General features: G+C 73.3%; 16 protein-coding genes. 10 read left to right on the top strand and 6 right to left on the bottom strand.

All coding sequences use genetic code 11. From position 1 onward, the window contains the following. Window positions 1-167 precede the first annotated feature (167 nt). Window positions 168-2423 (top strand): maltotransferase domain-containing protein, encoded by a 2256-nt coding sequence (locus tag AB0B63_RS24495; protein WP_357022605.1) that lies wholly within the window; start codon window positions 168-170, stop codon window positions 2421-2423. Further along, complete coding sequence (gene glgB, locus AB0B63_RS24500; RefSeq protein ID WP_357022608.1) at window positions 2411-4513, top strand: 1,4-alpha-glucan branching protein GlgB; 2103 nt, start codon at window positions 2411-2413, stop codon at window positions 4511-4513. Before AB0B63_RS24495 ends, glgB begins: the two co-directional genes overlap by 13 nt. Before the next feature lie 33 nt (window positions 4514-4546). On the opposite strand, the gene AB0B63_RS24505 is transcribed toward glgB, so the two are convergent. Then, window positions 4547-5587 (bottom strand): phosphatase domain-containing protein, encoded by a 1041-nt coding sequence (locus tag AB0B63_RS24505; RefSeq protein WP_307799553.1) that lies wholly within the window; start codon window positions 5585-5587, stop codon window positions 4547-4549. A gap of 278 nt (window positions 5588-5865) precedes the next feature. Here AB0B63_RS24505 and AB0B63_RS24510 point away from each other — a divergent pair, with 278 nt between their 5' ends. The 4 genes from AB0B63_RS24510 (at window position 5866) to AB0B63_RS24525 (ending at window position 10160) form a co-directional block, all read left to right on the top strand. Next, window positions 5866-7494 (top strand): hypothetical protein, encoded by a 1629-nt coding sequence (locus AB0B63_RS24510; protein WP_357022612.1) that lies wholly within the window; start codon window positions 5866-5868, stop codon window positions 7492-7494. Between the two features lie 22 nt (window positions 7495-7516). Then, window positions 7517-8323, top strand: coding sequence for a peroxide stress protein YaaA (gene yaaA, locus AB0B63_RS24515; protein WP_357022615.1), 807 nt, complete (start codon window positions 7517-7519; stop codon window positions 8321-8323). Between the two features lie 95 nt (window positions 8324-8418). Beyond that, complete coding sequence (locus tag AB0B63_RS24520) at window positions 8419-9087, top strand: hypothetical protein (RefSeq protein ID WP_219469255.1); 669 nt, start codon at window positions 8419-8421, stop codon at window positions 9085-9087. A 170-nt stretch (window positions 9088-9257) separates the two neighbouring features. Further along, entirely contained in the window at window positions 9258-10160 is a 903-nt protein-coding gene (locus AB0B63_RS24525; RefSeq protein WP_208569084.1) for a TAXI family TRAP transporter solute-binding subunit, read from the top strand. Window position 10161: 1 nt separating this feature from the next. On the opposite strand, the gene AB0B63_RS24530 is transcribed toward AB0B63_RS24525, so the two are convergent. The 5 genes from AB0B63_RS24530 to AB0B63_RS24550 form a co-directional block, all read right to left on the bottom strand. Continuing rightward, the gene (locus AB0B63_RS24530; RefSeq protein ID WP_357022618.1) at window positions 10162-11673 is read right to left on the bottom strand and encodes a HAMP domain-containing sensor histidine kinase; all 1512 of its coding nucleotides are present in this window, start codon (window positions 11671-11673) and stop codon (window positions 10162-10164) included. Window positions 11674-11683: 10 nt separating this feature from the next. Continuing rightward, window positions 11684-12340 carry a response regulator transcription factor gene (locus AB0B63_RS24535; RefSeq protein WP_208569033.1) on the bottom strand — a complete coding sequence of 219 codons (657 nt, stop codon included), beginning with the start codon at window positions 12338-12340 and terminating at the stop codon, window positions 11684-11686. Window positions 12341-12498: 158 nt separating this feature from the next. Continuing rightward, the gene (locus AB0B63_RS24540) at window positions 12499-14253 is read right to left on the bottom strand and encodes a CDP-glycerol glycerophosphotransferase family protein (RefSeq protein ID WP_357022621.1); all 1755 of its coding nucleotides are present in this window, start codon (window positions 14251-14253) and stop codon (window positions 12499-12501) included. Window positions 14254-14468: 215 nt separating this feature from the next. Then, on the bottom strand, window positions 14469-16589 hold the full coding sequence (locus tag AB0B63_RS24545) for a DUF6077 domain-containing protein (RefSeq protein WP_357022624.1): 2121 nt from the start codon (window positions 16587-16589) through the stop codon (window positions 14469-14471). A 173-nt stretch (window positions 16590-16762) separates the two neighbouring features. Then, the gene (locus tag AB0B63_RS24550; RefSeq protein WP_357022627.1) at window positions 16763-17401 is read right to left on the bottom strand and encodes a TetR/AcrR family transcriptional regulator; all 639 of its coding nucleotides are present in this window, start codon (window positions 17399-17401) and stop codon (window positions 16763-16765) included. Window positions 17402-17578: 177 nt separating this feature from the next. On the opposite strand from AB0B63_RS24550, the gene AB0B63_RS24555 reads away from it, so the two are divergent. From AB0B63_RS24555 to AB0B63_RS24570, 4 genes are all read left to right on the top strand, one after another. Continuing rightward, entirely contained in the window at window positions 17579-18472 is an 894-nt protein-coding gene (locus AB0B63_RS24555; RefSeq protein ID WP_357022630.1) for an ABC transporter permease, read from the top strand. Beyond that, window positions 18465-19283: an ABC transporter ATP-binding protein gene (locus AB0B63_RS24560; protein ID WP_067303417.1), complete on the top strand. Its 819-nt coding sequence runs from the start codon at window positions 18465-18467 to the stop codon at window positions 19281-19283. Before AB0B63_RS24555 ends, AB0B63_RS24560 begins: the two co-directional genes overlap by 8 nt. A 170-nt stretch (window positions 19284-19453) precedes the next feature. Further along, window positions 19454-20962 (top strand): bifunctional cytidylyltransferase/SDR family oxidoreductase, encoded by a 1509-nt coding sequence (locus tag AB0B63_RS24565; protein ID WP_208569038.1) that lies wholly within the window; start codon window positions 19454-19456, stop codon window positions 20960-20962. A gap of 24 nt (window positions 20963-20986) precedes the next feature. Then, entirely contained in the window at window positions 20987-22681 is a 1695-nt protein-coding gene (locus AB0B63_RS24570) for a CDP-glycerol glycerophosphotransferase family protein (protein WP_357022633.1), read from the top strand. The last annotated feature ends 30 nt before the right edge of the window (window positions 22682-22711 follow it).

The raw sequence follows: 22711 nt of genomic DNA on the forward strand, positions 1-22711 counted from the left end.
CTACCTCCAGATCATGATCCGTCGATTGACCCGGCCGACCATACACACGCGGTGATCGGCCCGCAACGCCATGTGTCCGGAGCTGGGCGAACGTCCCCCGGGACGGTCGGCGGGAGAAGGGGACGCTTGATTGAGCGCGAAGGGATCTCGCACAGTAGGTTGAGCGGGTGAGCGGACGGTTCCCGATCGAAGACGTCTCCCCTGTCGTCGCCTGCGGTCGCTACCCGGCCAAGGCGGTGGTCGACGAGCTGGTGCCGGTGTCGGCGCGCGCCTACCGGGAGGGCCACGACGCCCTCGGCTGCAACGTGGTCTGGCACGGCCCCGACGATGTGACCCGCCCGTTCACCCGGATGCGGCCCGGCGAGCCGGGGCAGGACCGGTGGCACGCCACCATCCGCCCGGACGCCGTCGGCGAGTGGACCTTCACCGTCGAGGCGTTCCAGGACCCGTACCTGACCTGGCAGAACGCGGTGACCAAGAAGGTCGCCGCCGGGCAGGGCGCGGCCGAGCTGGCCAACGACCTGGCCGAGGGCGTGCGGGTGCTGACCGCCGCCCTGGAGCTCGTACCGGCGGGCGACGTCGGGCGGGTCGAGGCGGCGGTGGCCGCGCTGGGCGACAAGGAGGCCGAGCTGGCCCGCCGGGTCGCCCCGGCCCTCGACCTGGCCGACCTGCTCTGGGCGCACCCGGTGCGGGAGCTGGTCACCACCGGCACGCCGCACCGGCTCTGGGTGGACCGCCCCCGGGCGCTCTTCTCCGCCTGGTACGAGTTCTTCCCCCGTTCCGAGGGCGCCATCCCGGCCACCGTCGACGCCCCGGCCCGCTCGGGCACCTTCGTCACCGCGACGGACCGGCTGCCCGGGGTCGCGGCGATGGGCTTCGACGTGCTCTACCTGCCGCCGATCCACCCGATCGGCCGGGTCAACCGCAAGGGCCGCAACAACGCGCTGACCGCCGGCCCCGACGACGTCGGCTCGCCGTGGGCGATCGGCGCGGCCGAGGGCGGCCACGACGCCATCCACCCCGACCTGGGTACGCCGGCCGACTTCCGCGACTTCGTCGTCGCCGCCGCCGAGCAGGGCCTGGAAGTGGCGATGGACCTGGCGTTGCAGTGCGCCCCCGACCACCCCTGGGTGACCGAGCACCCGGAGTGGTTCACCACCCGCGCCGACGGCAGCATCGCGTACGCGGAGAACCCGCCCAAGAAATACCAGGACATCTACCCGGTCAACTTCGACAACGACCCCGAGGGCATCCGGGCCGAGGTGCTGCGGGTGGTGCGGCACTGGATCGGCGAGGGCGTGCGGATCTTCCGGGTGGACAACCCGCACACCAAGCCGTTCGACTTCTGGCACTGGCTGATCGCCGAGGTCAAGCGCACCGACCCGGACGTGCTCTTCCTGGCCGAGGCGTTCACCCGGCCGGCGATCATGCACGGGCTCGGCAAGGTCGGCTTCACCCAGTCGTACACCTACTTCACCTGGCGCACGACGGCTGCCGAGATGCGCGAATACTGCGAGGAGCTGGTCGCCTCAGCCGACTGGATGCGGCCGAACTTCTGGCCCAACACCCCGGACATCCTGCACGAGTCCCTGCAACACGGCGGACCGCCGATGTTCAAGATCCGCGCGGTGCTGGCCGCCCTGCTCAGCCCCTCCTGGGGCATCTACGCGGGGTTCGAACTATTCGAGCACGTCGCCCGCCCCGGCGCGGAGGAGTACCTCGACAACGAGAAGTACGAGCTGCGCCCCCGGGACTGGGCCGGCGCGCAGGCACACGGCCGCTCGCTCGCCCCGTTCGTCGCCACCCTCAACCGGGTACGCCGCGAGCACCCGGCCCTGCACCGGCTGCGCAACCTGGTCTTCCACGACATCGACAACCCGACGCTGCTGTGCTGGTCCAAGCACGACCCGGACACCGGCGACACGGTCATCGTGGTCTGCTCGTTCGACTCCCAGACCGTCCAGTGGGGCAACACCACCCTGGACATGCCGGCACTGGGCTTCGACTGGCACGAACGGTTCACCGTGCACGACGAGCTGACCGGGGCCCGCTACGAGTGGGGGCAGCGCAACGCGGTCCGGCTCGACCCGTACCTGCAACCGGCGCACGTGCTGACGGTCCGCCGCCCGCCGACCCCGCCGGCCGAGATCCCGGCCGGCGCGGAACCGGCCGGCGCGGAACCGGCCGAGCTGCCGGCCGGCGCGGAACCAGCCGAGTTGACCGTGACGGAGGTGCCCGCCGAACTCTCCGGCGGCACCGCGCCCACCACCCCCGCCCCGGAGGCCGGCCAGCCGACCGGCCCCGCCGCGCCCCGCCCCGCCAAGGCCCGCCGCGCCCGGACCGGTGGCTCCAGGACCGGCCGTGCCCCGCACGGCAGCACCCCGACCGACCCCGCCCCGAAGGACGACCGATGGACCAGCTGATCGCCGGCGCGACGCACGACCCGCACGCCCTACTCGGCGCGCACCCCGCCGACGGGTGGACCACGATCCGCACCCTGCGGCGGGGCGCCGGCGACGTGACGCTGCTCGTCGGCGACGACCGGCACCCGATGAAGCGGGTGCACGACGTCGGCGTCTTCGAGGCCCGCGTCGAAGGCAGCGTGCTCGACTACCGGGTCGACGTCGACGGCTGGGTCACCGACGATCCCTACCGCCACCCGCCGACCCTCGGTGAGCTGGACCTGCACCTGATCGGCGAGGGCCGGCACGAGCGGCTCTGGGAGGCGCTCGGCGCGCAGGTCCGCGACGGCGGCGTCGCCTTCGCGGTGTGGGCCCCGAACGCCGGTGGGGTGCGCGTGGTCGGCGACTTCACCGGCTGGGGTCCCGACGACGGCTGGCCGATGCGCAGCCTCGGCTCCAGCGGGGTGTGGGAGATCTTCGTGCCCGGCGCCCCGGAGGGGGCCCGCTACAAGTACCGCGTCCTCGGTGCCGACGGGCGGTGGCGGGACAAGGCCGACCCGATGGCCGCGTACGCGGAGGTGCCGCCGGCCACCGCCTCGGTGGTGCACCGGTCCCGCTACGAGTGGACCGACGCGCGGTGGCTGGAGCAGCGGGCCCGCCGGCAGCCGCACCGGGAACCGATGAGCGTGTACGAGGTGCACCTCGGCTCGTGGCGGCCCGGCCTCAGCTACCGGGAGCTGGCCGACCAGCTCACCACGTACGTCACCGAGATGGGCTTCACGCACGTGGAGTTCCTACCGGTGATGGAGCACCCGTTCGGCGGTTCCTGGGGTTACCAGGTCACCGGCTACTTCGCGCCCACCTCCCGGTTCGGTGACCCGGACGACTTCCGGCACCTGGTCGACCGGCTGCACGCCGCCGGCATCGGGGTGCTGCTCGACTGGGTGCCCGCGCACTTCCCCAAGGACGAGTGGGCGCTGGCGCGTTTCGACGGCACCCCGCTCTACGAACACCCCGACCCGCGCCGCGGCGAGCACCCCGACTGGGGCACGTACGTCTTCGACTTCGGTCGCCGCGAGGTCCGCAACTTCCTGGTCGCCAACGCCCTCTACTGGTGCGACGAGTTCCACGTCGACGGCCTGCGGGTCGACGCGGTCGCCTCGATGCTCTACCTGGACTACTCCCGCCCCGAGGGGCAGTGGCTGCCCAACCAGCACGGCGGCCGGGAGAACCTGGAGGCGATCGCCTTCATGCAGGAGGTCAACGCCACCGTCTACAAGCACCACGCCGGGGTGGTGATGATCGCCGAGGAGTCCACCGCCTGGCCCGGGGTCACCCGGTCCACCGCCGACGGAGGGCTCGGCTTCGGCTTCAAGTGGAACATGGGCTGGATGCACGACACCCTGCTCTACACCGCCAAGGACCCGATCTACCGGCAGCACCACCACCACCAGCTCACCTTCTCCCTGGCGTACGCCTGGAGCGAGAACTACGTGCTGCCGATCAGCCACGACGAGGTGGTGCACGGCAAGGGGTCGCTGGCCGCCAAGATGCCCGGTGACACCTGGCAACGGCTGGCCAACGTACGGGCGCTGCTGGCGTACATGTGGGCGCACCCGGGCAAGCAACTGCTCTTCATGGGCTGCGAGCTGGGCGACGACCGGGAGTGGAGCGAGGAACGCGGCCTCGACTGGTACCTCCTGCACGATCCGGCGCGGGCCGGGGTGCAGCGGCTGGTCGCCGACCTCAACGCCGCCTACCGGGACACCCCGGCGCTGTGGGCGCAGGACACCGACCCGGCCGGGTTCCGCTGGATCGCCGGTGACGACGTCGCCAACAACGCGGTCTCCTTCGTCCGGATCGCCCCGGACGGCGCGACCCTGGTCTGCGTGGCGAACTTCTCCGCGGGCCCGCTGGAGGACTACCGGGTCGGCCTACCGGCCGGCGGCACCTGGACCGAGGTGATCAACACCGACGCCCAGCACTACGGCGGCTCCGGCGTGGGCAACCTCGGTGCGGTGCACGCCCAGGACGTCCCCTGGCACGGCCTGCCCGCCTCGGTGGCACTGCGGGTCCCCCCACTCGGCGTACTCTGGCTCCGCCGCGACTGACCCACCCGCACCGGGCGTCGGTCGGGCCGGGGATCAGACCAGGCCGGCGTCGCGGAGCAGCTTCCACAGCCCGGCGCCGTCGGGGGCGGAGAGCCACTTCTGCCCCACCGGCCCCGCCGACGACGGCCGGTCGTTCGGCACGGGCAGGCTACCGGCGAGCACCGACTGGGTCGGGGAGAGCCGGCGGATCGCCACCCCGGCGACGTTCTCCGGGTGGGCGGCGGCGAACTCCCGGTAGATCTCCGGGTCGTGCTGCCCGTCGTCGCCGATCAGCAGCCAGCGCACGTCGGGGAACTCGGCGGCCAACCGGGCCAGGGTGGCCCGCTTGTGCTCCCGGCCGCTGCGGAACCAGCGGTCGGCCGTCGGCCCCCAGTCGGTGAGCAGCAGCGGGCCGGCCGGGTAGAGGTGCCGGGACAGGAACCGGGTCAGCGTCGGCGCGACGTTCCACGCGCCGGTGGACAGGTAGAACACCGGACTGCCCGGGTGGGCGGTGACCAGGCGTTCATAGAGCACCGCCATGCCCGGCACCGCCGTGCGGGCGTGCTCGTCGAGGACGAAGGTGTTCCACGCGGCCAGCATGGGTCGGGGCAGCGCGGTGACCATGACCGTGTCGTCGATGTCGGAGAGGATGCCGAGGCGCACCTCCGGGTCGATCACCCGGACCAGGGCCTCGACCGGTTCGGCGTCGGCGACCCGCAGCCGCACCGAGGCCCAGCCGGGGGCGAAGTTGGCCTTGACCATGGTGTCGACGAAGCCGCTGCGGTCGGCGCGGGCGGTGTGTACGCCGTCGCCGGCCTCGATGGTCACCTCGACGTGTTTGGCGGGCAGGGTGGCGAAGCTGCGCCAGCCGCGTACCTTCTCCAGCCGGCCCTGCCGCCGGTCGGGGCGGCTGAGCAGCACCCGGCACAGCACCCGGGCCCAACCGGGTGCGCCGTAACCGGCGTACGCGACGATGTTGGGCTGCCAGCCGGTGCGGCGCAACCGGCGCTCGACCAGTTGGTGCAGGGCGTCCTCGATCCGCGCGGCCCGGTGCAGGGTGGGTACGGCCAGCTGGCTCGCGGTGGTGGAGGGCACGGTGCAACCCTGCCACAGGAGTCCGGCAGCGGCCAGGCGAGCGACCAGGAGCACAGCGGGTCGAGCGCCAGGTGGACGGCGGCGCACGCACCAGACGCCCGACGCCCCGGGCCGGGCGGAAACGAGTCGGGCCGAGCCGGACGGGAAGCGAGTCGGACGGGAGACGAGTCGGGCGGGCGCGTCGGGCGGGCGCGGACCGGCATCGGGTCGGCTGGACCGATCCGGCCCGGGAGGCCCGGCCGGCGTGACACACTCCGGTCGGGACGACGACGGGGGCGTTGGTCGTGTCGACACCTGTTCCATCCGACCGCGCACGGCTGGACCGTCCGGCGCGGGTCGCGCTGCTGCTCGGGGTGGCCGGGGTGGGTTACCGGCTGGTTCTGACCCTGCTGACGGTGCCCGCCGCGAACAGCGACGAGGCGACCTTCGGGCTGGCCGCGCTGCACATCGCCGCCGGCCGGGAACACCCGGTCTTCCTCTACGGGCAGCATTACATGGGCATGGTCGAGTCCTACCTGGCCGCCCCGCTGGTGGCGCTGGCCGGACCGTCCTGGCCGGTGCTGCGGCTGCCGCTCGTCGCGTTGTACGCGCTCTTCCTCTGGTTGTCGCACCGGCTGAGCCGGCGGCTCTACCGGCCGTGGTTCGCCACCTTCACCGTCGGGTTGCTGGCGCTCGGCACCGAACGGGTGGTCCGCGACCAGCTCACCGTGGTCGGCGGGCGGCCCGAGGGTAAACCGATGGTGCTGGCGATCCTGCTGATCGCGGTGGGGCTGGCGGGGCGACGGGGCCGGTGGCGGCGGCCCGGGTGGCGACGGGCGGCGGCGGGGTTGGCCGGGGTGTGCGCCGGGGCGGCGCTCTGGTCCGACTGGCTGCTCGCCCCCTACCTGGCGGTCGCCGGGGTGCTGCTGGTCTACGCCACCCGCCGGGAGTTGCTCGGCTGGTCGGGGCTGCTGCTGGTGGCCGGGTTCGCGGTCGGGGTGGCCCCGCTGGTCTGGGACAACCTGGTCGCCCCGCCGGGCGCGGACTCGTGGTCGGTGCTGCGCCAGCTCAGCGCCGGCACCGGGCCGACGCCGCCGCTGGTCGACCGGGTGCGCGGTGGGCTGCTGACCGGGGTGCCGCTGGCCACCGGCCTCTGCCCGGTCACCGGGTGCGCCCGCCGGCAGGAGTGGTTCGGGGCGCTCTACCCGGTGCTGCTGGTCGCCGCCGCCGGGCTCGCCCTGGTCGGCTACCGCCGGACCACGGGCCGGCCGACCGCCGTGCGGGTCCGGCCCGTCGCCCAGCTCGCCCTGGTCGCCGGTGCCGCCCTGACCCTGCTGTCGTACGTCCGCAGTCCGCCCGCCGCGACCGACCCGCTGGCCAACGCCCGCTACCTGGCGGTGGTGCAGATCTCCCTGCCGGCGGTGCTGTGGCCGCTGTGGCTGGCGGCGGTGGCCTGTTGGCGGGGCACCGTCGGGGTGGTCGGTCGGCTGGTCGGGGCGAGCGCCACGGCGGTGCTGGCCGGGTTGACCACGACCGCCGTGGTGGCGACCGGGCTGTTCCTGACGGCGCTGGACGCGCCCCGGGCCGACCAGCGGCGGGCCCGGGAGCTGGCCGACGCGGTGCGCCGGACCGGCCTGCGGGAGGTCTACGGCGACTACTGGACCTGCAACCGGTTGACCTTCGACACCGGTGAGCGGGTGGTCTGCGCGGTGCTCGACGGGCAACTCACCCCCGGGCAGAACCGCTACCGACCGTACTGGCGGCGGGTGGAGGGGGCGCAACGACCCGGGTACGTGCTGCCGGTGGACTCCCCGGCGGAGCGCCGGCTGCGGGGGCTGCTCGGGGACGGGGCCGACCCCGCCCGGCTGGTCGAGGTCGCCGGATACCGGGTGTACCACCCGGCGAGTGCCGTCCGGCCGTGGCGCTGACCTCGGCCCGTACGCTTTCCGGGTGCTCATCCTGCTGCCGCCCTCCGAGGGCAAGGCCGACGCCGGCACCGGTCGTCGGCTCGACCTGACCCGGCTCTCCCTGCCCGAGTTGACCCCGGCCCGCGAGGAGGTGCTGACCGCGCTGATGGCCCTCGGTGCCGCCGGCCGGTCGGACGGGCCCGGTGCCGCCGACGCCGCCCTGGCCGCCCTGGGGTTGACCGCCGGTCAGCGGGGCGAGCTGGCCCGCAACGCCCGGCTGGACCGGGCCGCCACCGCACCGGCCGGGCAGGTCTACACCGGGGTGCTCTACGAGGCGCTCGGCCTGGCCACCCTGCCGCCCGGGGCGCTGCGGGCGGCCCGCCGTTCGGTGCTGGTCAGCTCGGGCCTGTGGGGCGCGGTACGCCTCACCGACCGGATCCCGCCGTACCGGTGCCCGATCGGGGCGCGGCTGCCGGGGGTGGGGGCGCTGTCGGCGTACTGGCGGCGGGTGTTGTCGCCGGTGCTGACGGCGGCGGCCGGCGGCGGCCCGGTGCTGGACCTGCGGTCCGCCGCCTATGCGGCGACCTGGACGCCGCCGGCGGAGCTGGCCGCCCGGACGGTCACCGTGCGGGTGCTGCACGAACGCCGGCCGGGGGAACGCACGGTGGTGAGCCACTTCAACAAGGCCACCAAGGGCCGGCTGGTCCGCGACCTGCTGGTGGCGGGGGCCCGGCCGCGCACCGCGACCGCCCTGATCGGCGCGTTGCGTGACCTGAAGTACCCGGTCGAGGAGCAGCCGGTGACGGCGGGCCGCCCCCGTCAGGTCGACGTGGTGGTGACCGAACTCTAGGAACGCAAGATTTCCTCAAATCCGGTGCCGATGGCTGGAGGCGGGCGGACCGGCAGGCGACCGTAGGGGAACCCCCGTCGAGAAGGAGCGGTCCGATGACCTCCGAACCCCGCCTGCTCGACCGGCCGCGCCCCCCGGCGTCCCCACCACCGCTGGACTGGTTGACCCTGGCCGACGCGTTCGAGGTGGCCTGCCTGGTGCGCTGCACGCCGACGCCGGCCGTCGCCACGCACCGCCCGACGCCACCCCCACCGCGGGCGGTGGTGGAGTTCAACCGGGAGGACGCCGCGCTGCGGATGCGGCAACTGCTCGTCCGGCTCGGCGTCCCCGTCGAGCACGAGGTGGCCACCGGTGGCCTGCGTCGCCGCTACGAGCTGCACCGGTTGCACGTGCCGACGGCGCAGGTGCCCGGGTACACGGCGTTACGCGAGGCCGGCTGGCGGCAGGGACGGCGGGAACTGCTCGGCCCCGCCGTCGGCTCGTCCACCCCCCGGGCCGCCTGGCGGACCCGGCTCGCCTCGGCGGCCTGGCGCTCGGCGTTGCTGGCCGGCGGCCGGCACGTCCGGCGGCACATCCTCGGCATCCGGCTGGCCGACCGGGAACTGGCCGCCGTGCTGGTCCGGTCGGCGGCCCAGTTGGAGGTGCCGGCGCTGCTGCGACCGGGAACCGGCTGCCTGGTGGTCAGCGTCGCCGACGGTCCGGACCGGCTGCGGATCATGGAGCGGGCCGCGTTGGCCCCCGCCCGGCAGCCCGCCCCGGCCTGAGCGCGGCGGACGTCGAGGCGTCCACCCCGCAGCGGGCTGACCCGGCGGTCAGGCCCGGCACCGGCCGGCTGAGCTTGCGCCGAGGGCGGTGACGGCGCAGAGTGCACCGCGTGAGCCGTCGCCGGACCGGGCGCGGCCGGCGGTCCGCCTCCGCCGGCACAGCGCTGCTGATGCTGCTGGTCGTGGTGCTCGGCGGGCTGGTCGCCTGCCAGGACTCCCCCGACGAACCGGTCCGGATCCGGATCGCCACCGGCAGCCCGACCGCCGTCTACCACGCCTTCGGCCAGTCACTGGCCACCGTCCTCAACCGCGAGATGCCCGGTGTCCGGGCCAGCGTGGTGGTCACCGCCGCCTCCGCCGAGAACGTCCGGCTGGTCGGTTCCGGTGCCGCCGAGCTGGGCTTCACCCAGGCCGACGTGCTCGACACCCACCCGAACGGCCCACCGAAGGTGCTCGCGGTGGCACGGGTCTACGACGACCTGCTGCACCTGGTCACCACCGCCGGTGGTCCGATCCGCGACCTCGCCGACCTGCGCGGACGGCGGGTCTCGGTGGGCGCGGCCGGGTCCGGCACCGAGGTCACGGTGACCCGGCTGTTGGAGGTGGCCCGGCTCGGCGGCGACCAGGTCCGGCAGGAACACCTCGGGTTGGACGACTCGGTGGCCGCGCTGCGGTCCGGCCGGATCGACGCCTTCTTCTTCTCCGGTGGCCTGCCGGTACGCGGGGTGAAGGCGCTCGCCGACGCCACCTCGATCCGGCTGGTCAATCTGGGCGAGTGGACCGAGCCGCTACGTCGCGCCTACCGCGAGGTGTACGTCTCCCGGGACATCCCCCGCTCGGTATACGGCGTGGACCCGGTCACCACGGTCGCCAACCCCAACTACCTGATCGTCCGGGCGGACCTGCCGGAGCCCCTGGTGCGCGAGGTGACCCGGCTGCTGATGGAACGTCGGTCGGAGCTGGCCGCCGCCCACCCGGCAGCCGGCCGGATGAGTCCCCGCTCGGCGATCGCCACCACCCCGCTGCCGCTGCACCCGGGCGCAGCCGCCTGGTACCGGTCCGCCAAACCCTGACTCAGCCCGCCCCGGCGGGCAGGGCGGGGACGACGGCGTCCGGCGGGGGGTCGGTGTCGGACGGGGGGTCGGTGTCCGGCGGGGAGTCGGTGTCCGGCGGGGAGTCGGTGTCGGACGGGGATTCGGTGTCCGACGGGAGGGCGATGTCGGACGGGCCGGGGAACCACAGCTCGGCGACCAGACCGCGCGGTTGACCCGGATGCATGGTGAGCCGACCGTCGGAGGCGTCCACCAGCACCGCCACGATGGTCAGGCCGAGGCCGGCACCCTCGATGTTCTGCGCGTCCGGGGCCCGCCAGAACCGCTCGGTGGCCTGGTGGAGCTGCTCCGAGGTCATCCCCGGGCCGGTGTCGCGTACCTCCAGCGCGGTGCCCCCGTCGACGTGCCGGACCGCCACCGTCACCTCGCCGCCCTCCCCGCTGAACTTGATCGCGTTGTCGATCAGCGCGTCCAGCGCCTGGTCGACGGCGGTCGGCACGGTCCGCGCGTACGCCGGGCCGGACGCCGCCAGGAGCAGGGTGACCGACCGGTGCCGGGCCAGCGGCTCCCACGCGGCGACCCGGGACGCGGCCACCGCCGCCGCGTCCACGGTGACCCGTTCGTTCTGCTCCCGCTCCGCGCGGGCCAGGGTGAGCAGACCGTCGAGGACCAGCGCCAACCGGTCGGTCTCCTCCAGGGCCAACCGGTGCTCGACCTGGCCGGCCTGGTCGGTCACGCTGGGCCCCAGCTCCTCCACCCGCAGCCGCAGCGCGGTCAGCGGGTTGCGCAGCTGGTGGCTGGCGTGCGCGACGAAGGCCCGTTGCCGGTCCATCACGTCGGACACCACCACCGCCATGTGGTTGAAGCTGGCTGCCAACCGGCGCAGCTCGGGCGGCCCCCACCGGTCCTGCACCCGGGCGCCCCGGTCCCCCTCGGCGATCTCGTGGGTCACCGCATCCAGCTCGGTCACCGGGCGCAACACCCAACCGGCCAGCCCGAACGCGGTGGAGACACAGGCCAGCACGGCGAGCAGGCCGATCCCGGCGAGCAGCAGCCACCAGGCGGTGACCGTGCGCCGGACCTTCGCCACCGGGGTGCTGGTGACCACCGCGCCGAGCACCTCACCACCATCGTTGATCGGCACCGCCACCACCAGCGGGCCGTCCACCCACGGCCAGACCGAGTCCGGCCCGTTGAACTGCTGCCCGGCCAGCGCGGTGTCCAGCGCCGCCCGGGTGTCCCGGCCCGTACGCCAACTCGTCGACACCACCAGCGCCCGGCCGTCCCGGTCGACGACTGCGGCTCCGATGCCGTACAGCTGGTCATAGCTGACGAGTTCGCCGGTCAACGGCCCGGCGCCGCCGCCCCGCAGCGCCGGCCCGGCCAGCGAGGCGAACCGGGTCGCGTCCGCGAGCCGGTCGGAGCGGACCCGGTCGGTCTCCCGGGACGCCAGCGTCGCCGCGAGGGGCGTCTCCAACGCCAGGAGCACCAGCACCATCAGCAGCAGGTAGCTGATCACCAGTCGACGCCGCACCGGCTGCCCCTCACTCGCCCCGGAGCCGGTAGCCGACCCCGCGTACGGTCTCCACCAGCCGGGGGTCGCCGAGCTTGCCCCGCAGCGAACCGACGTGCACCTCGACGGTGTGCCGGTCGGCCCAGGTGGTGCCCCAGACGTCGAGCAGGATCCGGTCCCGGGACACCGCCGTCCCGGGCTGGCGGGCCAGCGAGAGCAGAATGTCGAACTCCTTGCGGGTCAACGCCACCTGCCGACCGTCGACGGCGACCGTCCGGGCGGCGACGTCGATACGGACCGACCCGACCTCGATCAGGTCCCGGGCCGGCGCGGCGTGGGCCGCCCGCCGCAGCACCGCCTCGATCCGGGCCTGCAACTCCACCATGGAGAACGGCTTCACCACGTAGTCGTCGGCACCGAGCCGCAACCCGAGCACCCGGTCCCGTTCCTCACCGCGAGCGGTCACCGCGATGATGCCGAGCTGGCTGCTGCGCCGCCGCAACTCCCGACACACCTCGGTGCCGTCCCCGTCGGGCAGGGTGAGGTCGAGCAGCACCAGGTCACAGGGGGCGGCCGAGAGCGCGGCAGCGACGGTGGCCGCGTGCTCCACCTCGTAGCCGCGGCGGGTCAGCGCCGACGCGAGGGCGGCGGCCACCCGTCGGTCGTCCTCGACCAGCAGGATGCGCACCGGTGACCCCCATTCGTCGTACGGATGACGAGCGAATGGTGGCAGAAGCACCGGCTCGCCGGAAACCACGGGGAACACCGGTCGGCCGGTGCCGGGCCGGCCGACGAACGGGACGGGGCCCGGACGGGTGTTCGCCCCGGGCCCCGTACCCCGTCCGGTCAGCGGCAGAGCCGGCCGATCTCCTCCTGGAACCGGTCCATCGGGTTGGCCTCGGCCGGGCCGAGCAGGTAGGTCTTCAGTTCCCGCCGGGCGTCGGTCATCGGGTCGTCGCCGGCCCGGGTCAGCGCCAGGATCTTCGGCAGCTCACCGCAGTCGCGGGAGAGCAGGTACGCCCCCCGGGAGGTGGGGAACTCGCGCCGGAACTCGTCCTCCGGCAGCCCGCTCGGGTTGGCCACCACGTACGGCCGCTGGCTCTGCACGAAGTCGGAGACCACGCTGGAGATGTCACTGACCAGCAGGTCGGTCTGGTTGAAGCAGTCGAACAGCGCGGGGACCCGGCCGGTGACCACCCGGTGCCCGGGGCCGTCCAGCGAACCGGCGTCCGGGTCACCACCGGCGGCCCGGATCAGCGACACCAGGCGCTCGTGCACCGCCTTGGCCTCCTTGGACCGGGAACCGGTCAGCGGGTGCGGCTTGTAGACCAGGCGCACCTGCGGCGAGGCGAGCACCCCCCGGACGATCCGCTCCCCCATCAGCACCAGCGAGGTGTGGTAGGGGTCGTCGTCGAGCCAGCCCTCCCAGGTGGGGGCGTAGAGGACGGTGAACGGCCGGTCGGGGGCCGTCGAGCCGAAGGTGTGCACCCCGGCGAGCTGCGGCCGGCCGATCTCCACGATGTCGTCGTCCCGGACGCCCACCGCGGCCCGCGCGTACCGCTCCCGGCCGGCCAGGCCGGCGACCCACACCTCGTCGTACACCTTGCTGTACGGGTTGACGCTGGCCTGCTTGTCGCTGTCGCCGTGACCGACGAAGACGTGCTTCATGCCCGGCTCGCGCAACATGTGGATGTTGGCGCCGACGTTCGCCGCGTAGAGGGCGGCCCGGACGGTGCCCAGTTCGAGGTTCATGAAGTCGGGCCCGGTGGGCACGCAGATCACCGGGAGCCGGGTGTCGGCCAGCTCGAAGAACGCTTCCTTGCTGCGCATCAGCACGACCGCCCGCTGGTGCAGCGCCTCGGTCGGGGCCAGCCACATGTTGGCCTGGTAGACGTCCTTGGCGGGGCCGGCGAAGTAGAGCGCGACCTCGGGCCGGTGGTTGTCGAGCCAGCGCTGCAACACCGGCAGCACCGGGCTCTTGCCGGTGCCCCGACCGCGCAGCCAGGTCACCGCGACCACCGCGCCGATCAGCGCGGCGAGCCCGGCGGCCACCGCGGCGACCGTCAGCACGGGGGTGGCGTCGACGCGGACCGCGGCGACCACGGCGGCCGGGATCAGCAGCACGTTGAGCACCGCGAGCGGCACACCGGCCAGGTTGGCGATCCAGTCCGGCGGGCGGGGCGCCGAGCGGATCGGGCCCAGCTCGATGTTGCGGACCAGGGCGGAGACGGGGTTGCGCCGGTCGATCATCGTGTTCAGGGCACCCGCGAAGACGGCGATCACCCAGACCGCCGCCGGGAGCACCAGCAGCCAGGTCAGCTCGACCCCGGTGAGCGGGACCGTGGCGGCGACCAGCAGCACGGACGCCAGGTCCCGGCTCAGTTGCCGGTAGCCCCGGTTGAGACCGACCTTTTCCAGCAGCGTGTCCGAGGGCGGCGACCAGCGGGTGACGGCGAACTCACCGACCACCGCGGCCAGCCCGGCCACAGCGAACAGGACCACCCATCCAAAGACGCCCGCGACGAGCATGACCAGGTAGAACAGCACCAGCAGTGCGCCTCGGGCGGCGGTGCCGGTGCGTTCCAGTAACGTGCCGAACAAAGGAGGACGCTCCCTACGAGGTCGTTGACGGGCGGGGCCCGGCGGTCGACGGCCTCGTCGTGCGACGGGCGTGACCGCAGCACCGCGACCGAACGTGCCGGTCTGCGGGTGATTGCGACTTTAACGCGAGAGGGCGTCCCGGTGTCGCTCGGGTATCCAGGTCCATTTCGGTCAGACGCGACGATACCCCTCGGGCGACACCTGACGTCCGCCGCTCAGCCCGCCCGGCCGTAGCAGGTCGTCGCGCCCGGTCCCGGTCGGGTCGCGAACTCCTTGAAGCCCAGCTCGACGGCCATGTCCCGGGCGTACCGGTTGCCGTTGTAGACGCAGATGGTGCCCACCCCGAGCCGGTCGACGGCGGCGTCGACCTGGTCCCGGGCGGGTTTTTCCCGCCCGTCGGCGAAGTGCGCCAGCAACAGCCGGTCCTTGGCGAAGTCGGAGTTGAGGTCGTACTCCACCAGGTAGAAGTCGCGGGGCAGGACGACCCGGACCCGGCTGGTGACGATCAGTGAGGTCCGCATGATCGTCGACGGGGCGAGGACCAGCCCGGCCGGCCGGTCCTGCCGGGAGATCCAGAAGGCGATCTCCTGCCGCTGCTGGGGCAGCTTCCAGGTGGGGCGGGTGTGCGTCTCGACCCAACTGTCCTTCGACCACATCGGGGTGGCCCAGACGGCGAACGAGGTGACCATCGCGGCGGCGACCAGCCCGCCGACCGCACCGCGCAGCAGCCGCGACGGCGACGGGACGCGCACCGTGCAGAGCAGGCCGATCAGGGTCGGCAGGGCGAGCAGCCACGGCACCCGCCAGAGCACCACGGAGATGCCGGTCAGCGCGCCGAGCGTCTCCAGCACGCCGGGCACCAGCAGCACGCTCATCACCAGGGCGGCACCGGCGGCCAGCAGGGCCGGGGTGCGCCGACGGGCCAGCAGCGGCCCGCACCACAGCGCCAGGCCACTGATCACGCCGACGATCCCGACCAGCAGCGTCCGCCGGTAGGTGTACTCGGCGTCGAAGAAGGCGTCGTCCGCGCCGGCCGCGTCCATACCGCCCAGCACCAGCCGGGACACCACGATCGCCCCCACCGGGTACGCCACGGCGGCCAGCCCGCCGACCACCGCGTCCTTCCAGCGGCCGACCAGCAGCATCGCCAGCCCGGCCGCGCCGACCAGCATCGGCAGGATGATCGCCGAGGTGGTGGTGAGGCCGGCAGCGGTGACGGAGAGGGCGAAGACGAGCAGCAGCGAGCGGCGCGACCGGGTGTCGAACCACTCGGTGAGGTAGAGCCACATCAGCGGGATGACCGCCGAGACGAACATCCCCTTGCCCTCGTAGAGGCGGGGCAGGTGGAAGGTGCCGAGCGCGGCGTCCGAGCCGGCCACCAGGTAGAGGTAGGTGACCGCGACGCTGAACGCGAGCACCGGCCGGCGTGGGGCCCACCGGTGGGTGAGCCGCCACAGCGCCAGGACGGCCAGCACCGCCATCACCGGCAGCGCCAGGTACCAGGTGGCGGACGCGCCGTGGATGCCGAGCACGTGCGCGAGCGCGCCGTCGAACACCTCGATCGACGGGGTCGGTGGCAGCGAACCCATCGCCGGGGCGACGTTCTCGGTGAACAGGAAGTCGTTGGTGGGCACCAGGTCACGGTCGGCCACCCAGACGGTCTTGCCGACGTAGTAGACGTCGTCCGGGGTGTTGCGGGCCAGGTAGAGCGAGGAGATCGCCACCCCGACCGAGATCAGCAGCGCGTACCCGGACTGGAGGGCGGTGGGGACCGGTGACGCGGGTGGCGCCGCGTCGTCAGCCCGCCACGCCCGCCGGGTGAGCAGCATGGCACCGATGCCCGCGACCGCGCCGGCGGCGGCCGGGACCCACCAGGAGAGCACGTCGCCGGCCGGGGTGCCGGCGAGGCCGGCGGTGACGGCGGCGACCACCCCGGCGGCGACCACGGGCAGCAGCCAGCGGCGCGGCTGGCCCGTGCCGCCCGCCGGGACGGGGTCGGAAGCCGTCGGCGCTCCGGCGGCGTCGGAAGCCGCACCCGCCGGGGCGGGGACCCGGGCCCGGCGCAGGGCACGCACCGCCACCAGGGCGGTGATCAGGGCGCAGCCGACCAGCCAGATCAGGAACGTCACCGACGGGCGCAGCCCGAACAGGAAGGACGCGTGGTAGAGCACCGTCCACAGCGCGAAGCCCAGCACAGCCGCGTCGGTGACGACGGCCGGGGCCGCGGCGAGTGCCGACCGCAGCCGGTGCGCGGGCTGCGGCCGTCCGGCGGCAGGCCCGGCGGGGGGTGGTGCGACGGGCGGAGGCGCGACGGCAACGGGGTCGGCGTTCGGCACGGATCGTCCTTGTCGTCGTGCGGGCACGGTACGCGAGAGTCGTACGGCCGGCGGGCGGCGGACGGTCGCCCGGCTCCGGTCCGGAAAGCAGGGTAACCGCAACCATCGTCCGTCGATGGCCGGTGGGCGGCGTGGCGGTGTCCCGGAGTTGGCCGGGTGGGGTGGGTGCCGGGTCAACCGGACACCGGGGCCGCCCGCGGCCGGGGCACGGTGCCGTTCGCGGTGAGCCCGATGGCCACCGACTCCACCAGCAGGTCCAGGTAGGTCGGGGTGAGCGGGGTACGGGCGATGGCCAGTCGCCAGTACAGCGGCCCGACGATCAGGTCGACCGCCGCGTCGGCGTCGGTGTCGGCGGGCAGCTCGCCGCGCTGCACCGCCAGGCCGATCAGCCGGCCGCCGATCTCCTGCTGCTTGGCCCGCAGCAACTGCTGCAGGGTCTCGTCGATGGTCGGGTTGCGGGCCGCCTCGGCGAGCAGGTCGGGGATGATCTGCGAGGCCAGCGGGTGGCTCAGCGCGTGGGCGACGACCTGGAACAGCAGCGTCAGGTCGCCGCGCAGGCTGCCGGTGTCCAGCGCCGGCAGTTTGCTGCCGGCGGCGGCGACCACGGTCTCGATCACCAGGTCGAGCTTCGAGCTCCACCGCCGGTAGATCGCGGTCTTGCTGACGCCGGCCCGGCGGGCCACCGCCTCGATGGAGAGCCGCCCGTATCCGACGGCGGCGAGTTCCTGCATCAACGCGCGGCGGATGGCCCTGGTGATGTCGCCTCTCAGCACTGCGGCACCGGCCGGCGCACGCCTCTTGTCGCTGGTCATCGGGGACTCTTCGCACCTGTCACGTGGGCCAATGTAGCGCAACGACGGTACGGTTGCGTCCCGACGTGTTATGGACTACCGTCCACGCAGCGACGAGGCTGCCCCGGCACCGCGCCGACCCACAGTTCCCATCGTCGCGCGCATCCCGTTGGTACGAAAGATCGGAGCGCCCTTCCCATGGCCACCACCGCGCTGGTCGACCCCGAAACGGGCCTGACCCAGGCGCAGCTGGCCGCTCGGCACGGACTACGGGTCGCCGGCGAGCGCCCCTCCCTGACCGAGTACAGCCGCAGACTGTGGGCCTACCGGCACTTCACCGCCGCGTACGCCAACGCCAAACTGGTCGCTTCGTACAGCAACGCCAAGCTGGGCCAGATCTGGCAGGTGCTCACCCCGCTGACCAACGCCGCCGTCTACTACCTGATCTTCGGCGTGGTGCTCGGGCAGAACACCATCCCGAACTTCATCGCGTACCTGACCACCGGGTTGTTCATCTTCAACTTCACCCAGAGCGCGGTGCTGGCCGGCACCCAGTCGATCAGCGGCAACCTGGGGCTGATCCGGGCGCTGCACTTCCCCCGGGCCTGCCTGCCGCTGGCCGCCACGCTGACCCAGTTCCAGCAGCTGCTGGCCTCGATGATCGTGCTGGTCGGCATCGTGCTGGTGACCGGCGAGCCGCTCACCCTGGCCTGGCTGATGCTGCCGCCGGCACTGCTGCTCCAGGCGGCCTTCAACGCCGGGGTCGTGATGGTGGTCGCCCGGATGGGTTCCAAGGCCAGCGACCTCAAGCAGGTCATGCCGTTCATCCTGCGCACCTGGATGTACGGCTCCGGGGTGCTCTACAGCGTCAAGCTGTTCGACCGGCTGCCGGAGTGGGCCTCGACGCTCATCCAGTTCAACCCGATCCTGGTCTACATCGAGCTGGCCCGGTACGCCCTGCTGGAGCAGGCGCCACTGCTCAACGAGTCGCTGACCCAGCTCTGGCTGGTGGCGGCCGGCTGGGCGATTCTGGGCGGGATCGCCGGGTACGTCTACTTCTGGCGCGGCGAACAGGAGTACGGCCGTGGATGACCGGTACGAGACGTCCAACGACGTCACCGTGACCCTGCCCCGGGTCGTCGAACGGATCCCCACCGTGGTGGTGGACGACGCGCACGTGATCTACCGGGTGCACAAGGGCGCCGGTGGCGGGAGCACACCGGTGGCCGCGCTGCGCCGGCTGGTCAAGCGCTCCTCCGCGCCCAACATCCAGGAGGTGCACGCGGTCAAGGGGGTGTCCTTCACCGCGTACCGGGGTGAGGCGATCGGCCTGATCGGCAGCAACGGCTCCGGCAAGTCGACCCTGCTGCGGACCATCGCCGGGCTGCTCCCGGTCAACCGGGGCGCGGTCTACACCCAGGGCCAGCCGTCCCTGCTGGGGGTGAACGCCGCCCTGCTCAACGACCTGTCGGGTGAGCGCAACGTCACGTTGGGCTGCCTGGCGATGGGGATGCAGCCCGACGACGTGGCCCGGATGACGCCGGAGATCATCGAGTTCTCCGGGATCAACCAACGGGGCGACTTCGCCAGCCTGCCGATGCGGACGTACTCCTCGGGCATGGCGGCCCGGCTGCGGTTCTCCATCGCCGCCGCCAAGAAGCACGACGTGCTGCTGATCGACGAGGCGCTCGCCACCGGCGACAAGGGCTTCCGTAAGCGCAGCGAGCAGCGGGTCCGGGAACTACGCGAGGGGGCCGGCACGGTCTTCCTGGTCAGCCACCAGCTCTCCTCGGTACGGGACACCTGTGAACGGACGATCTGGTTGGAGTCGGGGCTGATCCGGATGGACGGGCCCACCGACGAGGTGATCCGGGCGTACGAGGCATTCGCCAACGGCAAGTAGTATTCCGGGCGCACGTACGGCATCGATCCGATGCTCCACGGACCGCGTCGTCCCGTTGGGGCGGCGCGGTCCGCGCGTTAAGGTTCATCCCGTCGCCAGGCTGGCGCAATCTTCCGTTCAGGGTGACCCCCGGGACGCGTGCAGACATCCCCCGAGAGTGAGGATCGGCAATGACGCAGGACCACACCACTGGCCCGGACGCCACACCGGAGACCCCGGCACCGTGGCGGCCCTCGCGGACGGTGGCGGTGGTGCTGGCCGGAGGCACCGGGACCCGGCTCGGCCTGGGCATCCCGAAGCAGTTGCTGAAGATCGCCGGCAAGCCGATCATCGAACACACCCTGGCCGTCTTCGAGTCCGCCCCGGAGATCGACGAGATCATCGTGCTGATGGCCACCGGGCACGTCGCCGACGCCCAGCAGATCGTCGACAAGGCCGGCTTCCGCAAGGTCAGCAAGGTCATCGAGGGCGGCGAGACCCGTAACGCCACCACCCGGGCCGCCCTGGACGCGGTCGGCGACGGCGACGTCAACATCCTCTTCCACGACGCGGTCCGCCCGCTGGTCAGCGCCCGGATCGTCCGCGAGTGCGTGAACGCGCTGTGGAGCTACTCCGCCGTCGACGTGGCAATCCCCTCCGCCGACACGATCATCCAGGTCGACGAGGACGAGTGCATCACCGACATCCCGGTCCGGTCCCGGCTGCGCCGGGGGCAGACCCCGCAGGCGTTCCGCTCGGGCACCATCCGGGAGGCGTACCGGCGGGCCGAGGGCGACCCGGACTTCGCCGCCACCGACGACTGCGGCGTGGTGCTGCGCTACCTGCCCGGCACCCCGATCAAGGTGATCGACGGCTCGGACGAGAACATCAAGGTCACCCACCCGGTCGACGTGCACCTCGCCGACAAGCTGTTCCAGCTCGCCGCCGCCCAGGCCCCCCGGCTGTCGCACCGCAGCTACACCGAGGAGCTGGCCGGCCGGACGATCGTCATCTTCGGCGGCAGCTACGGCATCGGTCACGACCTGGCCGAGCTGGCCCGGGGCTACGGCGCGCAGGTCTTCCCGTTCAGCCGCTCCAGCACCGGCACCCACGTCGAGCAGACCGGCGACGTCGAGGCCGCGCTGAAGACCGCCTTCGAGGCCACCGGCCGGATCGACCACGTGGTGGTCACCGCCGGCATCCTGGAGAAGGGCGCACTGGCCGAGATGGACGAGGAGACCATGGACCGGGTGCTCCAGGTCAACTTCGTCGGCCCGGTGATCGCCGCCCGGCAGTCCCTGCCGTACCTGCAGCAGACCAAGGGTCAGCTGCTGCTCTACACGTCCAGCTCCTACACCCGGGGCCGGGCCCAGTACGCGCTCTACTCCTCCACCAAGGCGGCGCTGGTCAACCTGACCCAGGCGCTGTCCGACGAGTGGGCCGAGTACGGGGTCCGGGTCAACTGCATCAACCCGGAGCGCACCGCCACCCCGATGCGTACGAAGGCGTTCGGTGAGGAGCCGGAGCACACCCTGCTGGCCGCCGAAACGGTCGCCCAGTCCTCGCTCGACGTGCTGATCTCCGACCTCACCGGTCAGGTGATCGACGTCCGGCGGGCCCCCGGCGAGGCGGCCCCGGTGCCGGCGCAGCCGACCGCGGCCGAGCAGGACCGGCTGCCCAGCGGCGTCGACGCCGGCTGACCCGACCCCCGGAGACGGTACGACATGCGTGGTGACCTGGTCAGGAAACTGATCGCACGGTGCCTGACCACCGGCCTGGCCGTGGTCGCCTTCCTGGTGGTGGCGTTCACCGGGGCCACCGGTTGGGGCCTGGCCCTGGCGGTGGCCGCGCTGGCCGCCGCCGGTTACGAACGTCGGGTCCGCCCCGACGCCGACATCGTCGCCGAGACGGTGCTGCTGGCCGCCGGCATCCTGGTCGGCTACGCCCGCCGGCTCGACGACGGGTTCGACCCGGTGCTGGCGCTCACCGCGCTGCTGCTGCTGGGCCTGGTGCTGCTGATGGGGCCGCTGCGCGATGCCGGCAACCTGGAGATCCGGGCGGCGAACCTGCCGGTGCGGGCGTGGACCCCGCTGGTCGCCGCCCGGCTCGGCGGCGTACTGCTGGGGCTGCTCGCCGTGGTGGCGGTGGCCGCCGCGTTCGCCCTGCCCGCCGTGCTGGCGCTGGTCGTCGTGCTGGTGGTCGCGGCCGGCTGCGGTGCGGTCGGCCTGGACCTGGCCCGGCGGCGGTTCCGGCCGTCGGGTGGGGGCGGCCCGGTGACCCGGGCGCTGCGCGCCCACCAGCCGGAGTTCCTGCTCTACTTCTCCGCCCCGCCCGGCTCGGAATACCAGGTCACCATGTGGCTGCCCTACCTGGAGCGGCTCGGCCGGCCGTTCCTGGTGCTGCTGCGGGAGCCGGAGTTCCTGCCCACGATCGCCGCCGCGACGAGCGCCCCGGTGGTCTACTGCCCCACCCTCAAGGCGATGGACGAGGCGCTGGTGCCCAGCCTGCGGGTGGCGTTCTATGTCAACCACGGGGCGAAGAACAGCCACTGCATCCGGTTCACCCAGCTCACCCACGTGCAACTGCACCACGGCGACAGCGACAAGGCCCCCAGCGCCAACCCGGTCTCGGCCATCTTCGACAAGATCTTCGTGGCCGGTCCGGCGGCGATCGAGCGGTACGCGCGGGCCGGCGTGGAGATCCCCGCCGAGAAGTTCGTCGTGGTCGGCCGCCCGCAGGTCGAAGCCATCGAGGTACGCCGGGAGGCCCGCCCGCTGACCGCCCCGACCGTGCTCTACACCCCCACCTGGACCGGCCACCACGCCGACGCCAACTACTGCTCGCTGCCGGTGGCCGAGCCGCTGCTGCGCCGGCTGCTCGACCGGGGGGCCACGGTGATCCTGCGCGCCCACCCGTACACCGGGCAGAATCCGGCCTCGGCCCGGCAGTTGGCCCGGCTCACCGAGCTGCTCGCCGCCGACCGGACCCGTACCGGCCGGCAGCACCTGTGGGGGGCGGCGGCCAGCCGCGAGCTGAGCCTGACCGAGTGCGTCAACCGCTCCGACGCGCTGGTCTCCGACGTCTCCGGGGTCATCTCCGACTACCTCTACTCCGGCAAGCCGTACGCGGTGACCGACCTCGGCGTCGACGGCGACGAGTTCCTGGACCGGTTCCCGCTGGCCCGCTCCGGTTACGTGCTGCGCCGGGACATGGCCAACCTCGACGAGGTGCTGACCGGGCTGCTGGACACCGACCCGTTGGCGGCGGCCCGCTGGCAGACCCGCCGCCGTTACCTGGGCGACTTCCCCGCCGACGCGTACGCCGAGGGTTTCCTGGCCGCGGCCCGCCGCGAGCTGGAACCGGGCTGGACCCCGCCGACCCCCCGTACCCCCGCCGCCCCCCTCTCCCCCCACGCCTGACCCGCACCCGCACCCGCCCGCCTCCGCCCG

Origin of the sequence: Micromonospora sp. NPDC049081 (genome assembly GCF_040648835.1) — a bacterium.
Classification (GTDB): domain Bacteria; phylum Actinomycetota; class Actinomycetes; order Mycobacteriales; family Micromonosporaceae; genus Micromonospora; species Micromonospora antibiotica.

Coding starts and splice junctions, on each gene's coding strand:
- AB0B63_RS24555 (WP_357022630.1), top strand. CDS start 17,579: ATGGCCACCACCGCGCTGGTCGACCCCGAAACGGGCCTGACCCAGGCG.
- AB0B63_RS24525 (WP_208569084.1), top strand. CDS start 9,258: ATGCTGCTGGTCGTGGTGCTCGGCGGGCTGGTCGCCTGCCAGGACTCC.
- AB0B63_RS24565 (WP_208569038.1), top strand. CDS start 19,454: ATGACGCAGGACCACACCACTGGCCCGGACGCCACACCGGAGACCCCG.
- AB0B63_RS24570 (WP_357022633.1), top strand. CDS start 20,987: ATGCGTGGTGACCTGGTCAGGAAACTGATCGCACGGTGCCTGACCACC.
- AB0B63_RS24520 (WP_219469255.1), top strand. CDS start 8,419: ATGACCTCCGAACCCCGCCTGCTCGACCGGCCGCGCCCCCCGGCGTCC.
- AB0B63_RS24550 (WP_357022627.1), bottom strand. CDS start 17,401: ATGACCAGCGACAAGAGGCGTGCGCCGGCCGGTGCCGCAGTGCTGAGA.
- glgB (WP_357022608.1), top strand. CDS start 2,411: ATGGACCAGCTGATCGCCGGCGCGACGCACGACCCGCACGCCCTACTC.